The organism is Methyloversatilis sp. RAC08, from assembly GCF_001713355.1.
Lineage (GTDB): Bacteria > Pseudomonadota > Gammaproteobacteria > Burkholderiales > Rhodocyclaceae > Methyloversatilis.
In genome coordinates this window covers 2298039-2313408 of sequence record NZ_CP016448.1, presented here as the reverse complement: position 1 = coordinate 2313408, position 15370 = coordinate 2298039, and the positions used below count along the sequence as shown (strand labels likewise).

General features: G+C 65.7%; 15 protein-coding genes and 1 pseudogene. 3 read left to right on the top strand and 13 right to left on the bottom strand.

The features are described from left to right. Positions 1 to 92 precede the first annotated feature (92 nt). The 9 genes from rng to BSY238_RS10675 all read right to left on the bottom strand — a co-directional run bounded on the left by rng (position 93) and on the right by BSY238_RS10675 (position 6806). Positions 93 to 1547 (bottom strand): ribonuclease G, encoded by a 1455-nt coding sequence (gene rng / locus BSY238_RS10715; RefSeq protein ID WP_069039133.1) that lies wholly within the window; start codon positions 1545 to 1547, stop codon positions 93 to 95. A gap of 52 nt (positions 1548 to 1599) precedes the next feature. After that, entirely contained in the window at positions 1600 to 2226 is a 627-nt protein-coding gene (locus BSY238_RS10710; protein ID WP_069039132.1) for a Maf family protein, read from the bottom strand. Further along, positions 2223 to 2693: a 23S rRNA (pseudouridine(1915)-N(3))-methyltransferase RlmH gene (rlmH, locus tag BSY238_RS10705; RefSeq protein ID WP_069039131.1), complete on the bottom strand. Its 471-nt coding sequence runs from the start codon at positions 2691 to 2693 to the stop codon at positions 2223 to 2225. Before rlmH ends, BSY238_RS10710 begins: the two co-directional genes overlap by 4 nt. After that, on the bottom strand, positions 2690 to 3085 hold the full coding sequence (rsfS, locus tag BSY238_RS10700) for a ribosome silencing factor (protein ID WP_069039130.1): 396 nt from the start codon (positions 3083 to 3085) through the stop codon (positions 2690 to 2692). Before rsfS ends, rlmH begins: the two co-directional genes overlap by 4 nt. 8 nt (positions 3086 to 3093) lie before the next feature. Next, a complete protein-coding gene (gene nadD, locus BSY238_RS10695; protein ID WP_223300096.1) occupies positions 3094 to 3732 on the bottom strand; it encodes a nicotinate-nucleotide adenylyltransferase in 639 nt (212 codons plus the stop codon). Between the two features lie 28 nt (positions 3733 to 3760). Continuing rightward, positions 3761 to 4621, bottom strand: a complete 861-nt coding sequence (locus BSY238_RS10690) for a BPSS1780 family membrane protein (protein WP_223300095.1) — start codon at positions 4619 to 4621, stop codon at positions 3761 to 3763. After that, positions 4612 to 5568 (bottom strand): homoserine kinase, encoded by a 957-nt coding sequence (locus BSY238_RS10685; protein ID WP_069039128.1) that lies wholly within the window; start codon positions 5566 to 5568, stop codon positions 4612 to 4614. Before BSY238_RS10685 ends, BSY238_RS10690 begins: the two co-directional genes overlap by 10 nt. A 44-nt stretch (positions 5569 to 5612) precedes the next feature. Then, complete coding sequence (locus tag BSY238_RS10680; protein ID WP_069039127.1) at positions 5613 to 5972, bottom strand: DUF2782 domain-containing protein; 360 nt, start codon at positions 5970 to 5972, stop codon at positions 5613 to 5615. Positions 5973 to 6077: 105 nt separating this feature from the next. Further along, positions 6078 to 6806 carry a TIGR00730 family Rossman fold protein gene (locus BSY238_RS10675; RefSeq protein WP_069039126.1) on the bottom strand — a complete coding sequence of 243 codons (729 nt, stop codon included), beginning with the start codon at positions 6804 to 6806 and terminating at the stop codon, positions 6078 to 6080. A 53-nt stretch (positions 6807 to 6859) separates the two neighbouring features. On the opposite strand from BSY238_RS10675, the gene polA reads away from it, so the two are divergent. Beyond that, positions 6860 to 9583, top strand: a complete 2724-nt coding sequence (gene polA, locus BSY238_RS10670) for a DNA polymerase I (protein ID WP_069039125.1) — start codon at positions 6860 to 6862, stop codon at positions 9581 to 9583. Positions 9584 to 9691: 108 nt separating this feature from the next. Here polA and BSY238_RS19070 read toward each other — a convergent pair. Further along, positions 9692 to 10511 (bottom strand): annotated as a pseudogene (locus BSY238_RS19070) (IS110 family transposase). A gap of 400 nt (positions 10512 to 10911) precedes the next feature. Then, positions 10912 to 11802: a dienelactone hydrolase family protein gene (locus BSY238_RS10660; RefSeq protein ID WP_069039124.1), complete on the bottom strand. Its 891-nt coding sequence runs from the start codon at positions 11800 to 11802 to the stop codon at positions 10912 to 10914. Between the two features lie 204 nt (positions 11803 to 12006). On the opposite strand from BSY238_RS10660, the gene BSY238_RS10655 reads away from it, so the two are divergent. Continuing rightward, a complete protein-coding gene (locus BSY238_RS10655) occupies positions 12007 to 12633 on the top strand; it encodes an outer membrane beta-barrel protein (RefSeq protein WP_069039123.1) in 627 nt (208 codons plus the stop codon). Positions 12634 to 12779: 146 nt separating this feature from the next. After that, positions 12780 to 13433 (top strand): pyridoxamine 5'-phosphate oxidase family protein, encoded by a 654-nt coding sequence (locus BSY238_RS10650; RefSeq protein WP_069039122.1) that lies wholly within the window; start codon positions 12780 to 12782, stop codon positions 13431 to 13433. Positions 13434 to 13460: 27 nt separating this feature from the next. On the opposite strand, the gene BSY238_RS10645 is transcribed toward BSY238_RS10650, so the two are convergent. Continuing rightward, complete coding sequence (locus tag BSY238_RS10645; RefSeq protein WP_069039121.1) at positions 13461 to 14096, bottom strand: hypothetical protein; 636 nt, start codon at positions 14094 to 14096, stop codon at positions 13461 to 13463. 66 nt (positions 14097 to 14162) lie between these two features. Further along, a complete protein-coding gene (locus BSY238_RS10640) occupies positions 14163 to 15308 on the bottom strand; it encodes a hypothetical protein (RefSeq protein WP_069039120.1) in 1146 nt (381 codons plus the stop codon). Between the last annotated feature and the right edge of the window lie 62 nt (positions 15309 to 15370).

The following is a 15370-nucleotide window of genomic DNA, read 5'->3' as shown; positions in this document are numbered from 1 at the left end:
AAAACACGCCCCGGCGTCAGCCATTGCGAGGTGGAATCGGTGACCGTCTGTCACGCATCGGGGCGATGGAGCGGCCGGAGACGTCCGGGGCCCTAGAGCAGCACGATGTCGAACTGCTCCTGCGAATAGCTCGATTCGGCGTGCAGCGAGATCGGCTTGCCGATGAAGTCCGACAGCATGGCCAGTGCCTGCGACTCTTCTTCCAGGAAGAGGTCGACCACCTTGGGGTGGGCGAGGATGCGGAATTCGCGGGCGCTGAACTGGCGCGCTTCGCGCAGCAGCTCGCGCAGGATGTCGAAACTCATGGTCTGCGCGGTCTTCACTTCGCCGCGGCCGCCGCAGGTCGGACAGGCTTCGCACAGCACATGGGCGATCGATTCGCGGGTGCGCTTGCGGGTCATTTCGACCAGACCGAGCGAGGTGAAGCCGCTGACCGAAATCTTGGTGTGGTCGCGCGACAGCGCCTTGTTCAGTTCGGCCAGCACCTGGGTGCGGTGCTCGTCGTTTTCCATGTCGATGAAATCGATCAGGATGATGCCGCCCAGATTGCGCAGCCGCAGGTGGCGCGCGATCTGATGCGCCGCTTCGAGGTTGGTCTTGAAGATGGTTTCGTCGAAGTTGCGCGAGCCGACGAAGCCGCCGGTGTTCACGTCGATGGTGGTCATCGCTTCGGTCTGATCGAAGATCAGGTAACCGCCCGACTTCAGGTCGACGCGGCGCGCCAGCGCCTTTTCGATTTCCTCTTCGACGCTGTGCAGTTCGAACAGCGGCCGCTCGCCGGTGTAGTGCTCCAGCAGCTTGGTCAGCTGCGGCATGTATTCCTCGGCGAAGGCGCGCAGCTTGACGTAGTTTTCGCGCGAGTCGACCTGGATGCTCTGCGTGTCGGCGCACACCAGGTCGCGCAGCACGCGCTGGCCCAGCGTCAGGTCTTCGAACACCAGTGACGGCGGCTTGGCGGTCTTGGCGCGGTTGCGGATTTCCTGCCATATCTTGCGCAGGTAGGCGATGTCGGCCGACAGCTCTTCATCACTTGCGCATTCGGCCATGGTGCGCACGATGTACCCGCCCGGATCTTCCTGTGGCAGCAGCGCCTGGATGCGCGTGCGCAGCGCCTCGCGCTCTTCGGTCACCTCGATGCGCTGCGAAATGCCGATGTGGCGGTCCTGCGGCAGATGCACAAGCAGCCGGCCGGCGATGCTGATCTGGGTCGACATGCGCGCGCCCTTGGTGCCGATCGGGTCTTTCAGCGCCTGCACCAGCACGCTCTGGCCTTCGGTCAGCAGGCGCTCGATCGGTTTCGGCGCGTCACCGTTCTGGCGCGCTTCCCAGATGTCGGCCACATGCAGGAAGGCGGTGCGTTCGAGCCCGACGTCGATGAAGGCCGACTGCATGCCGGGCAGCACGCGCACCACGCGGCCGAGATAGATATTGCCGACGATGCCGCGCGCGCTGCTGCGCTCGATGTGCAGCTCCTGCACGGCACCCTGCTGCAGCAGCGCCACCCGCGTTTCCTGCGGCGTGAAGTTGATGAGGAATTGATCGTTCATGACTGCACGGACCGGGAAGGGTGGGATGGCGGAATCTCGCTCGAAAATTCAGTCAGAAATGGAGGCCGAAGCGGCGCAGCAGCTGCCAGGTTTCATTCAGCGGCAGGCCGACGATGCCGGTGTAGGAGCCGTCGATGTGTTCGACGAACGCACCGGCGCGGCCCTGAATGCCATAGGCACCGGCCTTGTCCATCGGTTCGCCGGACGCGACATAACGTTCGATGTCGCGCGCGTCGAGCGCAGAAAATCGCACGGTGGAGATCGACAGCACGTGTTCGAGCCGGCGTCCGTCGCTGACCGCGACCGCGGTCAGCACGCGGTGACTGCGGCCCGACAGCAGCCCGAGCATGCGGGTGGCGTCGGCCGCGTCGGCCGGCTTGCCCAGTATTTCGCCATCGACTTCGACCGTGGTGTCGGCCGACAGCACCAGCCCGGAAGACAGACGCCGCCAGGACAGGCGCTGCTCGCCGCCAAGGGCCTTGGCGCGCGCCACGCGCACGACGTAGCCTTCCGCGTCTTCGCCGTCGCGCACATCTTCCAGTACGTCGATGTCTTCGCGCGGCAGGCCACGAAAGGGCAGTACGAGGAAGGGTGCGCCGATCTGGGTCAGCAATTCACGCCGGCGCGGGCTGCGCGATGCCAGATAAAGCGCGGGCGGTACGGTGGTCGACAGACTCATTCTCTGTGATACGGATGGTTGGATTCGAGGCTGGCTGCACGATACAACGCTTCCGCGAGCAACAGGCGGGCGAGTGCGTGCGGCAGGGTGAGGCTGGACAGGCGGATCAGCTCGTGGGCACGCGCCTTGAGCGCTGGCGCGAGGCCGTCCGGACCGCCGATCAGCAACGCCACGTCGTCACCGCCGTCACGCCAGCTGCGCAGCCGCTCGGCCAGCGCCACGGTGGTCAGGTCGTCGCCGCGTTCGTCGAGAGCGACGATGCGGGCGCGCGGCGGAATCGCCTGTTCGATGCGCACGCGCTCGGCGTCGAGGAGGGCCTCGACCGGCTTGCCCTGCGTTCTCGGCTCGGCCTTGATTTCGGTGACGACGAATGGCGACTCGCGCGGCATGCGGCGGGCAAATTCTTCGACGCCGGCATCGACCCAGCCGGGCATGCGGTGCCCGACACAGATCACCCGCAGCTTCAACGCGCGTCCGGTCCGCGACCGCGTACGCCCGGGCTGCGCGCGGCAGCGGCCGAACGATCGGACGGCTTGGCCGAGCCCGACCACAATTCTTCCAGGTTGTAATAGGCACGCACCGCCGGCTGCATGACATGCACCACCAGATCGCCCAGATCGACCAGCACCCACTCGCCGGTTTCTTCGCCTTCGACGCTGATCACGTGCGCGCCGGCTTCCCGGGCCTTGTCCTGCACGTGGCGCGCCAGTGCGCGCGTCTGCCGATTCGAGTCACCGCTGGCGATGACCAGCCGGTCGAACAGGGCATTGAAGTTCGAGGTATCGATCACTTCGATGTCCTTGCCCTTGATGTCTTCCAGCGCGTCGACCACCAGCGCCTGCAATGCATTGATTTCCATGAATTCTCTCAGTAAAGCCGGTGATGGCGGATGTAATCGAGCACGCCTGTCGGGGCAAGATAGCGGCAGCTGGCGCCGCGCGCCAGTCGTGCCCGCAGATCGGTGGCCGAAATGGCCAGTGCGGTCATGTCGAACGGTATAACGGCGCCGGCCGGTGCCGCGCACAGCGCCGCCGGGTCGCGCTGCAGACGGGCGGAAAGTTCGGTCGCCAGCGCGCCGTCGAGCGCGGCCGGATCGACCGCCTGCCCGGCACGCGTCGCCAGTCCGATGTGCGCCAGTTCGAACAGCGACTTCCAGCGCTGCCAGGTATGCAGCTGGCTGAACGCGTCGGCACCCAGGATGAGCACCAGCGGACGCTCAAGGCCCAGCTCGGCGCGCAGCGCCTGCAGCGTATCGGCCGTGTAGCCCGGTGCGCCAGCCTCCGCTTCGCGCGCATCGACCTCGAACGCGGGGTTGGACGCGGTGGCCAGTCGCACCATGGCGAGCCGATGCGCCGCGTCGGTGCGCAACGCATCGCGGTGCCAGGGCTGACCGGCCGGAATCCAGCGCACACGCTCGAGCTGCAGTGTTTCAAGCGCTTCTTCGGCCAGCCGCAGATGGCCCAGGTGCACCGGGTCGAACGACCCGCCGAAAATACCCAGAGGCATGCCGGAGCCTGCACCGGCCGGCCGTGGCTCACTCATCGGCGGCGTCTTTGCGCGGTCCGGAATCCGGCCCGGATCGGGCGTCGGGCTCGAGATCGGGCTCGGAATCGGCTTCTGCTTCTGCTTCGGGCTCAGGCTCCGGTTCGGGCAATTGCGCGAACACCTGCTGGAAGCTCACGTACAGGCTGGCTGCCAGCGTCGGCACCAGCACGAACAGCAACGTCATGCGCACGCCGATGCGCAACAGGCTGGCGATGCCTTCGTCGTTGCCGATCAGCTGGATCACCAGCACCGGCAGGCCGACGCCGAGAACCGCCGCGCCGGCGAAATACACGATGAAGGCACCGGCATTGCGCAGCACCGCAACTGCGCCGAAAAACAGCGCCTTGCCGAGCTTGATGCCCTGGGTCGCGATCAGATAGGGCGGAAACCACATGATCAGGATCAGCGGCAGCACCAGCGGCAGCAGTTGCATCAGCGTGCGCGTGAACGCCTCCTCGTCGGCTTCGGCCAGCGGCACGTCGGGCGCGGCGAACAACAGGGTATGGATCAGCACCACGACCAGCGAACCCGCCAGATGCACGAAGCCGAGCTGGACCAGCGGCCGTAGGTTCTCGGCCAGTCCGGTCTTGAGCACTTCGGTCGATACATCGAGCTGCTTGTCGAGCAGGCGGGCGCCGTTGAATACGATGACCGACATGACCGGCAGGCAGACAGCGACCAGCACCGGGCCGATCAACGGCACGATGTTCAGGAACACCATCACCAGCAGATAGCCCATGGTGAGCGCGGTCATCAGCGGCGGATTGCGGCGGAACAGCGCGAAGCCACCGCTGATCCAGGACCAGCCGGCCAGCGCCGGCAGCGCGCGTGCCTGCAGATTCACTGCCATGGCAGGGCGTCGCCGGCATGGATGCGGGCGCGCAGGATGTCGCGGAAGCGCTTCGGGTCGTGCTTGTGCACCATCTCTCCATCACGCGGCAGGTGGAAGTCATAAAGGCGCGACAGCCAGAAGCGCAGCGCGGCGGCGCGCAGCATCAGCGGCCACGCACCGTGTTCGGCGTCGGTCAGCGGACGCTCGTCGCGGTAGGCTTCAAGCATCGCTTCGGCGCGGTCGGCCACCAGTTCGCCGGACTCATCGGAGCACCAGTCATTCATCGTCACCGCGAGATCGAACAGCAGGAAGTCATCGCCGGCGAAGTAGAAATCGATGATGCCGCCGATGCGCTCGCCGTCCATCAGGCAGTTGTCGCGAAACAGGTCGGCGTGCACCACGCCGGCCGGCAGCCCGGCGCAGGCGCCCCCCTCGCGCGCCGCGATCTGGAACGCCATCTCGGATTCGAGCAGTGCGCGGTCATCGGCGTCGAGGAAACCCAGCAGCTGCGGCGCGGCGGCGCGCCACCAGTCGTAGCCGCGCGGATTGGCGAAGCGCCGCCCGTAGCTCTGGCCGGCCACATGCATCGTCGCCAGCATGCCGCCGACCGCAGCGCAGTGCGGCGCCTGCGGTGCCATCTGCGATTTCCCGGCCAGTCTTGTGGCGAGCATCGCCGGCTTGCCGTTGAGCGTGCCGAGGTATTCGTTGTCGCGATCGGCGATCGGCGCGGGGCACGGAATGCCGTGGCGCGACAGGTGCGCCATCAGGTGCACGTAGAACGGCAGTTCGGCGCGCGTCAGCTTTTCGAACAGCGTCAGCACGTAGCGACCGTTCGAAGTGTCGACGAAGTAATTGGTGTTTTCGATGCCGGCCGGAATTCCCTCCAGCGACAGCAGATGGCCGATGGAGTAATTCTTCAGCCAGTCGCGCATCTCGTCTGCGGTGACGGTGGTGAAGACAGACACGTATCAGTTTCGGAAGTTGGGCACGCGCCGACGGCGCATGCAGGTCAGTCGAACGAGAAAATGACCCATTTCGGGACGCGCAGACCCTGATCGAGATCGTCGTAGCGTGTCATCACGCCGCCACCGTTCTCGTCCATCAGGTAGTAGGGCACGCCGTGCGACGGCGTCACCTTGATCATGTAGAGCTTGCCGTTCATGCGGTACTCCTCGACCCGCTCGTCCGCCTTCTGGATGATGGTCACCTGCGGCTCGGTCGTCACGTCGCCGCCCTCGAGCGGCAGCGGCGGCGGCGGTGGTTCCGGAATGGGCTGCAGATCTGCCGGCCGGTCGGCCTGGGCGAAAACCGGCGGGGCAGCAAGCGCCAGCGAGGCGGCGATCAGGGCGGCAGATAGGAGCAGTCGCATCGAAAATCCTTTGTGATTCGGCAGTTTAACAGAGGCCCCCGCGCTTCCCGGTGACGCATGGACCGGCCCGTTGTTTCCTTGCATCTTTGATCCTGCGTCCTGAACCTACAGATTCAGCATGGCTTCATGCTCCTCAGGCAACGGCAGGAAGCTGCGGTTCTCGTAATGACGGAAGATCGCCTCGACCACCTCGGCCGGATCGTCGATCAGCTGCACCAGATCGATGTCGGACGCGGAAATCATGCCTTCGGTCACCAGCGTGCTGCGGAACCAGTCGATCAGCCCCTGCCAGAACGGTGTATGCACCAGGATGATGGGAATGCTGCGGCTCTTGCGGGTCTGGATCAGCGTCAGCGCTTCCATCAGCTCGTCCAGCGTGCCGAAACCGCCGGGCATCACGACATAGGCGGCGGCGAAGCGCACGAACATGTACTTGCGGGCAAAGAAGTGCTCGAAGGAATGCGAAATGTCCTGATAGACGTTCGCGCTCTGTTCCATCGGCAGCTGGATGTTCAGCCCGACACTGGGCGATTTGCCGTGGAAGGCGCCCTTGTTGGCGGCTTCCATGATGCCCGGGCCGCCACCGGAAATGACCGAAAAGCCGGCGTCCGACAACTGGCGCGCGATGCGCTCGGTCAGGTCGTAGTAGGGGTGCTCGCGCGGCGTGCGAGCGCTGCCGAAAATGCTGACCGCCGGGCGGATGGCCTGCAGCCTTTCGGTCGCCTCGACGAATTCGGCCATGATGCCGAAGATGCGCCAGGCCTCGCGCGCACTGCTGGCGCGTGCCGCGTCACCGGGGTCGATCATGCCGGGAAGTTTGTCTTTCGCGCTCATGGGGAGGGGGTCCGGGGTTGATAATGGCGCGCTGAGCAATCACGGAATCCGCCATGCCCACGCTGCTGCTTGTCGATGGTTCGTCCTACCTGTACCGCGCCTTCCACGCCATGCCCGACCTGCGCAATGCCCAGGGCGAGCCGACCGGCGCACTGCGCGGAGTCATCAACATGCTAAGGCGGCTGGCAAGCGACTACAAGGCGGACTACCGCGCCTGTGTGTTCGACGCCAAGGGTCCGACCTTCCGCGACGACTGGTATCCGGACTACAAGAGCCACCGCCCGCCGATGCCGGAAGAACTCGCGGCACAGATTGCACCCATCCACGACGCGGTGCGCGCGCTCGGCTGGCCGCTGCTGATGATCGACGGCGTGGAAGCCGACGACGTGATCGGCACCTTGTCGGCCCAGGCCACCACACGCGGCATCGACTGCGTCATTTCCACCGGCGACAAGGATCTGGCGCAGCTGGTGAACCGGCACGTGACGCTGGTGAACACGATGAGCGAGGAAAAGCTGGACGAAGCCGGCGTGCTGGCCAAGTTCGGCGTGACGCCGGCCGGCATCGTCGACTACCTCGCGCTGATCGGCGACAGCGTGGACAACGTGCCCGGCGTAGACAAGTGCGGTCCGAAGACCGCCGTGAAGTGGATGCAGCAGTACGGCTCGCTCGACGACATCGTCGCGCATGCCGACGAAATCAGCGGCAAGGTGGGCGAAAACCTGCGCGCCCACCTGGGCTTCCTGCCGCTGGCGCGCCGCCTGCTGACGGTGAAGTGCGACGTCGAACTGCCGCAGCCGCTCGAATCGCTGACCTCGGACGGCGAAAACGCCGACGCGCTGAGGCCGATCTACGAGCGCTACGGTTTCCGCGGCCTGCTGGAAGAACTGGCGAAGGGACCGAAGAAGACGATCAACGCGCCGGCGCCGGCCGCGGACGCCACGCCGTCCACCGAACCGGAAGGCAGCCACCGTACGCACTACGAAACGCTGCTCGACTGGCCGGCGCTCGAGCGCTGGCTGGCGCTGCTCGACGCTGCCGCGGTGGTGTCGCTGGACACCGAAACCACCAGCCTGGAGCCGATGGAGGCGCAACTGGTCGGCATGAGCTTCGCGCTGGAAGCAGGCGTCGCGGCCTATCTGCCGCTGGCGCACTGCTATCCGGACGCGCCGGAACAGCTGCCGCGCGACGAGGTGCTGGCAAAGCTCAAGCCCTGGCTGGAATCGGCTGCACACGGCAAGCTCGGACAGAACCTCAAGTACGACCGCCACGTATTCGCCAACCATGGCATCCGGCTGGCCGGCGTGGTCGATGACACGCTGCTGGAAAGCTATGTGCTCGATGCCGACCGCAGCCACAGCCTGGATGCGCTGGTCACCCGCCACCTCGGCATCAAGGTGATCAGCTACGACGAGGTGACCGGCAAGGGCGCGTCGCGCATCGGCTTCGATCAGGTCGCGGTCGACCGCGCCACCGACTATGCGGCCGAAGACGCCGACGTAACGCTGCGCGTGCACGCGGTGCTCGCGCCGCGCATCCAGTCCGACCCCAAGCTTGCCTATATATATAGAGACATCGAACTGCCGGTGTCGCAGATCCTGTTCGACATGGAGCGCACCGGCGTGCTGCTTGACGTCGGCTCGCTGGCCGCGCAGAGCAACGAGCTGGGTCAGAAGATGATCGATCTGGAAGCGCGCGCCCACGCGGCAGCGAAGCAGCCGTTCAACATCAACTCGCCGAAGCAGCTGGCGGAAATCCTGTTCGAGCGCGAAAAGCTGCCGGTGATCAAGAAGACGCCGAGCGGCACACCCTCGACCGACGAAGAAGTGCTGTCGCAACTGGCGCTCGACTACCCGCTGCCGGCGCTCATCCTCGAATACCGCAGCCTGGCCAAGCTCAAGGGTACTTACACCGACAAGCTGCCGCGCATGGTGCGCGCCGACACCGGCCGCGTGCACACCAGCTTCAGCCAGGCGGTCGCGGTGACCGGTCGGCTGTCGTCGGTCGACCCCAATCTGCAGAACATTCCGGTACGCACCGCGGAAGGCCGGCGCATCCGCTCCGCATTCATTGCGCCGCCCGGCCATGTACTGGTGAGCGCCGACTATTCGCAGATCGAGCTGCGCATCATGGCCCACCTGTCGCAGGACGCACGCCTGCTGCAGGCCTTCGCCGATGGCGAAGACGTGCACCGCGCGACCGCGTCGGAAGTGTTCGGCGTACCGCCGGGCGAGGTCAGCAGTGAACAGCGCCGCTACGCCAAGGTGATCAATTTCGGCCTGATCTACGGCATGAGCGCGCACGGGCTGGCGAAGAACCTGGGCATCGAACGCGCCGCGGCTGCGGGCTGGATCGACCGCTATTTCGCGCGCTACCCCGGCGTCGCACGCTACATGGACGAAACCCGTGCGCTGGCGCGGGAGCAGGGCTGGGTCGAAACGGTGTTCGGCCGCCGGCTGCAGCTGCCGGAAATCCGCGCCGCCCAGGTCGCCCGCCGACAGGGCGCCGAGCGGGCCGCGATCAATGCGCCGATGCAGGGTACGGCCGCCGACCTGATCAAGCTGGCGATGATCGCGGTATCAGGCTGGCTCGACCGCGAACAGCTCGGCACGCGGCTGGTGCTGCAGGTGCATGACGAACTGGTGCTCGAAGTGCCGGACGTCGAAATCGACCTCGTGCGCGAGCGCGTGCCGGCGCTGATGGAAGGCGTGGCCCAGCTGTCGGTGCCGCTGAAGGTCGAAGCCGGTGTCGGCCTGAACTGGGACGAGGCGCACTGAAGGGACCCGCCTGGCAGCAGCCAAGGAAGCCGCTGTCGTGACCGCAGAGGCGTTGAGCATAGCTCCGGCCATGGGAGCTCTTCTGTGGGAGCTCTTCTGTGGGAGATTCTATGTCTGAGCACAAGTGTTTTTGAGCCCTCCGGGTTGGTATTGAGTGCCGGTTTTCATCAGAGAGAAGGCAACGCGAGCGATCTTTCGTGCCAGGGCGACAAGGGCCTGGGTGCGGGAGAAGCCGCGGGCGATGAAGGCTTGGTAGGTAGGCTTCCAGGTGTCGGATCGGCTGGCTGCCATGGCGGCGTTGTGCAGGAGTCGGCGTAGCTCCGGGTCGCCCTTTTTGCTCAGGGTGCCGCGGGCGTGCTGGTTGCCCGATTGGCGCACGCACACATCGAGGCCGAGATAGGCGATGAAGGCGTCTGCACGGGTGAAGGCGCCCCGATGGAAGGTCGCGCACCTCGCGCTTGAAGCCGGGCAGATCGGACAGGCTCTGGCGCAAGATGACGGCGGTCCGGACCAGGGTGGCGCGACGACGCAGCAGTTGCTGCACGCGTTGCGTGGCCTCGGGCGGCAGCGTGTAGGGGCGCAGGTGCGTGCCCTCTTTGGCGACGTAGCGGGCGATGAGCCGGGCGTCGATCGGGTCGGTCTTGGCCCGCACGCTGGTGGCGCCGCGGTAGCGCGAGAGGCGGTAGCCGTCGATCAGGTAGAGCGGGTGCCCGGCCTTGATCACGGCGTCGCGCAGCGCGAGGTGGTAGGTGCCGGTGGCCTCGCAGCCGATGTGCAGCGGGCCGCTGGGCAAGGTGCGCAGCCAGGCCCGGATGGCTAGAGGGGTGTTGTCGATGCGCTGCACCGGGCCGTGCTCGCCCAGTGCGATATCGAGGCTGGCTTTGGATACGTCGATGCCGATGTGAATCGGCGAAGGCTGACTTGTCATGAACAGGCGCTCCCGACTAAGGTTTAGGGACTTGTCGGGACTCACCAGGCAATCGCTTGCAGGATATGGTCGATCAGGGCCGGCGAGGGCCGCGTCGATGGATTCCTCATGGGTGCTCGATGGTGAGGGGCGGGACGATATCTCCCACGGTCTGTGCAAAAGCCAGAAGCGGCGTTAGTCCCTCCACCCCGACAAGTTCTCACTACAACTTGCCGAGGCAGAACATACAAGCGGCGCCTGTGGGAGCGGCGGCCTCGCCGCGATTGATGCCGCGATGATCGTTGATCAACGCGCCGATCGCGGCGAGGCCGCCGCTCCCACAGGCCGCCGCTCCCACAGGCCGCCGCTCCCATAGGCCGCCGCTTCCGCAGTTGCCCACAGCCTCTGCATCCAGCCCTTTTCAGGTGCGCAAATGCTGCGCGAAGAAATCCAGCGTGCGCTGCCAGGCCAGTCTGGCGGCGCGCTCGTCGTAGCGGGGCGTGGTGTCGTTGTGGAAGCCGTGCAGCGTGCCCGGATAGACATAGGTCTGATACGCCTTGCCGGCAGTGACCAGCGCAGCGTCGTAGCGGGTGGCGCCGGCATTCACCTTTTCGTCCTGGTCGGCGTAGTGGATCAACAGCGGCGAACCAATCGCCGGCACGTCTTCCAGCGGGGGCTGGCTGCCGTAGAACGGCACCGCGGCATTCAGGTCGGGCAGTTTCGTCGCGAGGAAATTGGCGATGGCGCCGCCATAGCAGAAGCCGACCACCCCCAGCCTGCCGTTGCCGAGATCGTGCGCACGGAAGGCGAGCGCCAGTGACACGAAGTCTTCGCGCGTCTTCTTCTGGTCCAGCTGCTGGAACAGTTCGCGCGCCATGTCTTCATTGCCCGGATATCCCCCGAGCGGATGCAGCGCGTCGGGTGCCAGCGCGAGATAGCCCTCCAGCGCGAGCCGGCGCGTAACGTCTTCGATGTGCGGGTTCAGGCCGCGGTTTTCGTGCACCACGAGAACCGCCGGCAGCGGGCCGGTCGCCTGCGCCGGTTGTGCGAGGTAACCGCGCACCTTGCCGTAGCCGCCACGCGTGGCGTACTCGACGTAGTCGGTCTTCAGCGCCGGGTCGTCCGGTTTCACCTGCTGCGCCTGCGCGAAGTTCGGACTGAGCGCCTCGAGCAGCATCGACGCCGTCACGCCACCCACCGCGAAGCGCGCGGCGGCATCGAGAAAGCCGCGCCGGTCGATGGCGCCGTGCACATAGTGATCGAACAGCGCCATCACTTCGGGCGCGAAATCCTTGGCTGTCTTGCGTTTCATGCTGAATCTCCTGCGTAGCCGTGCGGTGTGGCCGGGGCACGATGCACCGGGCCGCCCGCGGGTGCAAGCGGGTATCGCGCTGATCGACATCGATGTGCCGCCGGAATTCCCCGGTGTTGCAGCAGCGACACATATTGTTATGCCGAAGTCATTTCTCATTGTCATATGTATATACTCCGCCGCTCCATTCCAAAGGAGTATTCGATGATGACCAAACCTTCGCTGCTGTGTGGTGCCCTGCTGTCGCTCGCCGCGTCGTCCACGCTGGCGGGCGACTTCTATGTCGGCGCCTCGATCGGCCGCTCGAACGTCGACATGGGTCGCAGCGAGACCGATGCAGCACTGGTATCGGCCGGTGCCACCGGTCTGCGTTCCAGCGTGGATGAGCACGACACGCACTACGGCGTGTCGCTCGGCTATCAGCTCAACCCCTATCTGGCATTCGAACTTGGTTACGCCGACTTCGGCAGCGCGCGCTACCGGGCCGGCTTCACCGGTGGCAGTGCGCGTGCGCAGATCGATGCCCATGGCTGGACCGCATCGGTACTGGGCATCCTGCCGGTGGGCGAGAAGTTTTCGGTATTCGGCCGGCTCGGCGGCATCCACGCCAAGGTCGAAGCCGATGTCGACGTAACCGGCCCCGGCGGTGCGGCCGCCGGCACGGGACAGGACCGCGACTGGAGCGGCCTGTATGGCCTGGGCGTGGGTTATGCGCTGACGCCATCGATCGGGCTGCGCGGCGAATTCACCCGCTACGACAGCCTTGGCGGCAGCAACACCGGCAGCGGTGACGTGGACACCTGGTCACTCGGCGCGCTCTTCCGCTTCTGATCCGCCCACCTTCCGGCAGCCAGCCCGCTCCCGCACCCGGCCCGCACGGCCGGGTGTTCCGCTGGGGTATCCTCCACCGGCGCCCGGGCACCGGATGCGCGCGACGGCTGACGCCGTACGCCGGAACACAGACCTCAGGAGGAGACATGGCTTCAATCTACGCCGACGAACACCGCGCGCTGCAGCAGGAATTCGGCACCACGAAACTGGCCGACATGCTGGACCAGAACTGGATCCACGAAACGATCACCGACGAGGAAAAAGCCTTCATCGAGGGGCGCGACATGTTTTTTCTGTCGACCGTCGATCCCGAAGGCAACCCGACCGTGTCGTACAAGGGCGGGCCGACCGGCGTCGTGAAGGTGATCGACGCACAGACACTGGTGTTCCCCGGCTACGACGGCAACGGCATGTTTTACTCGATGGGCAATATCGTCGGCCAGGCGCGCGTCGGCCTGCTGTTCATCGACTTCGAAACGCCGCACCGCGTGCGTGTTCAAGGCACCGCCGAATTTCTGCGTGACCATCCGCTGATGGCCGAATACACCGAAGCGAAGTATCTGGTGCGGGTGACCGTCACGAAGGTGTGGGTGAATTGCCCGCGCTACATTCATCGCTACAGGAAGCTGGATCAGTCGAAGTACGTGCCCAGGGCCGCCTGCGAAACGCCGCTCGCGCTGTGGAAGCGGCTCGACATGGTGCAGGACGTGCTGCCCGGACACGAGGTCGCGCGCGCTGAAAAGGAAGGCGTCATCACGCTTGAAGACTACGAAGCGAAGGTGGCGCGCGGCGACGGTTGAAAGGCCACCCGCCCGCACCGGGCGGCGTCACCGTGCGGGCGTGATCCGGGGCGTCGCACCCGGTGCGTCCGTGGCCCCGACCTCGGGCCTGAGCCACGCCGGCAACTGACCGTAACGCCGAATGAAGGCGTCGCGCTGTTCGTCTTCGGAAAACACGAAGTCCAGCATCAGCACCGACTGTTCGTCTTCCGACAGCAGCACCGTGATGCCCCGGGCGTCCCAGCTCCGGTAGAGTCTGACGCCGTCGTCCGACAACCCGCTCGCGTCCCACCGGCCGTATTTCGCGACCACGTCCTGCACCCGCAGCGGCGTGGCTGGCACCCATCTCACCCATCTCACGCGCAGCGCCTGGTCGTCGCGCTCGGCCGCGAGCAACTTCAGCGCATCGAGATCGTCGGCGAAGCCATCCGCGATTTCACGCCGGTAGTCCGGGCGCCCATCGATGAACAGCACGAGGAGCTGGCCCTGAAGCGCACCGCCGGTGAGCGAGAACAGCACCTGCGACTCGTCGGCCCAGTCTGGCGCCATACGCACGAACTGCGCATCCGGGAAACGCGCCCGTACCTCGCCCAGCGAATCGAGCGGCCGGATGCCCAGATGGGTTTCGGCCAGCACGCCGGTGCAGATGACACAGGCAACAGCGAAGTAAAGAAGTGACTTCACGGACTTGAATGATGAAGCGGCAAATTGCGGATTATCGATCACCGGGTCCGGCGCCCGCCGACGCTGTCAGAAGCGCTGCGTGAACCGGACGTAGACATCGTCGTCGACACGCTTCCGGGCCGCATCGGTTCGCTGCTCCAGATCGCGCCGCTGGCGCACCCGTGTCTCGATCGACTGCGTGGCGGACAGTTTCCACTGGTAGCGCAGTTCCAGCAGTTCCTGATTGTTGCCGAAATCGGGTGACAGCAGCCAGCCTCCGCCCGCCTGACCATAGACGAGCCCGACACCATGGCCGGGTGCGAAATCCACGAGATTGACCGAGGTCTGGAAAGCCAGCCCGCTCGCATCTCCGGAGCCCGACAGACGCAGCGCCGCTTCGGTCGATGTATTGGGCGCGAAGCCGGCTTCACCTGCCCAGACGAACCGCATCCCACCGGCGAGCCGCCATTGCAGCGCCATGCGGCCGGCGATGCCCAGATAATCGTCGATGCGACCGGCTGCGGTGCCGTCCGTGCGCAGCGCGCTGGGTATGTAGGTGATATCCCATCCGAGCTGCAGGAAGCGACCGTTCGGGTCCTTCCGTTCCATGCCGAAATAGTAAGTGGCGTGGCTGGCCGACTCCGTGAACGCCAGCGGACTGCGCCGAACGGTGGTGGGGCCGTCGTCCTCGCTGCGCTGGAGGATGACGTGGTAGTTCCAGCCTGCGGCGTCGACGTAGCGGGCGTGAATGCCGTCTGTCCACGTGATGTCGGTGTTGGGCGAATCGTTGCGGCTCAGCGATTTCTTCGCGATGCCCTCCAGTTCGAAGCTGGTCTGCATGCGACCCACCTTCACGTCCCAGTTGCCGGGCTTGTAACGCAGATGGAGCTCGTCGATGGTCGAATCGCCGAAGCCCAGGCCGTCGCTCTGCGGGATCGCGGTGAAGAATTCGTAGTGGTTGTCGTTGCTGTCGTCGGTCGAGTAGCGCCCCGCGAAGCGGGCCTTGGCGCTCAGTTCCGTGGTCACCTGCCAGAGGACACCGGGGCGAACCCGGATACGCCAGTCACTTTCGTCGCTGCGACTGCCGTTGCGATCTTCGCGCTCGCGACCGAAGTAGCCCAGCCGCGCGTCGCCGCTGAAGGCAAATTCGCCCGGTGCGGGGTCGGCAGCGCCTACGGCAAGTGGCAATGCGACGATAAGCGAAAGGGTCGATGCGAGCAGCGTGGATTTCATGAAGCCTTCGTCCCGCCTCTGTCGCGAGGCTGCAGGGTGTCTGGAAGAACAATGCGATTCAT

Coding starts and splice junctions, on each gene's coding strand:
- BSY238_RS10680 (WP_069039127.1), bottom strand. CDS start 5,972: ATGCGACTGCTCCTATCTGCCGCCCTGATCGCCGCCTCGCTGGCGCTT.
- nadD (WP_223300096.1), bottom strand. CDS start 3,732: ATGCCTCTGGGTATTTTCGGCGGGTCGTTCGACCCGGTGCACCTGGGC.
- polA (WP_069039125.1), top strand. CDS start 6,860: ATGCCCACGCTGCTGCTTGTCGATGGTTCGTCCTACCTGTACCGCGCC.
- BSY238_RS10650 (WP_069039122.1), top strand. CDS start 12,780: ATGGCTTCAATCTACGCCGACGAACACCGCGCGCTGCAGCAGGAATTC.
- BSY238_RS10690 (WP_223300095.1), bottom strand. CDS start 4,621: ATGGCAGTGAATCTGCAGGCACGCGCGCTGCCGGCGCTGGCCGGCTGG.
- rng (WP_069039133.1), bottom strand. CDS start 1,547: ATGAACGATCAATTCCTCATCAACTTCACGCCGCAGGAAACGCGGGTG.
- BSY238_RS10640 (WP_069039120.1), bottom strand. CDS start 15,308: ATGAAATCCACGCTGCTCGCATCGACCCTTTCGCTTATCGTCGCATTG.
- BSY238_RS10710 (WP_069039132.1), bottom strand. CDS start 2,226: ATGAGTCTGTCGACCACCGTACCGCCCGCGCTTTATCTGGCATCGCGC.
- rsfS (WP_069039130.1), bottom strand. CDS start 3,085: ATGGAAATCAATGCATTGCAGGCGCTGGTGGTCGACGCGCTGGAAGAC.
- BSY238_RS10660 (WP_069039124.1), bottom strand. CDS start 11,802: ATGAAACGCAAGACAGCCAAGGATTTCGCGCCCGAAGTGATGGCGCTG.
- BSY238_RS10655 (WP_069039123.1), top strand. CDS start 12,007: ATGATGACCAAACCTTCGCTGCTGTGTGGTGCCCTGCTGTCGCTCGCC.
- BSY238_RS10675 (WP_069039126.1), bottom strand. CDS start 6,806: ATGAGCGCGAAAGACAAACTTCCCGGCATGATCGACCCCGGTGACGCG.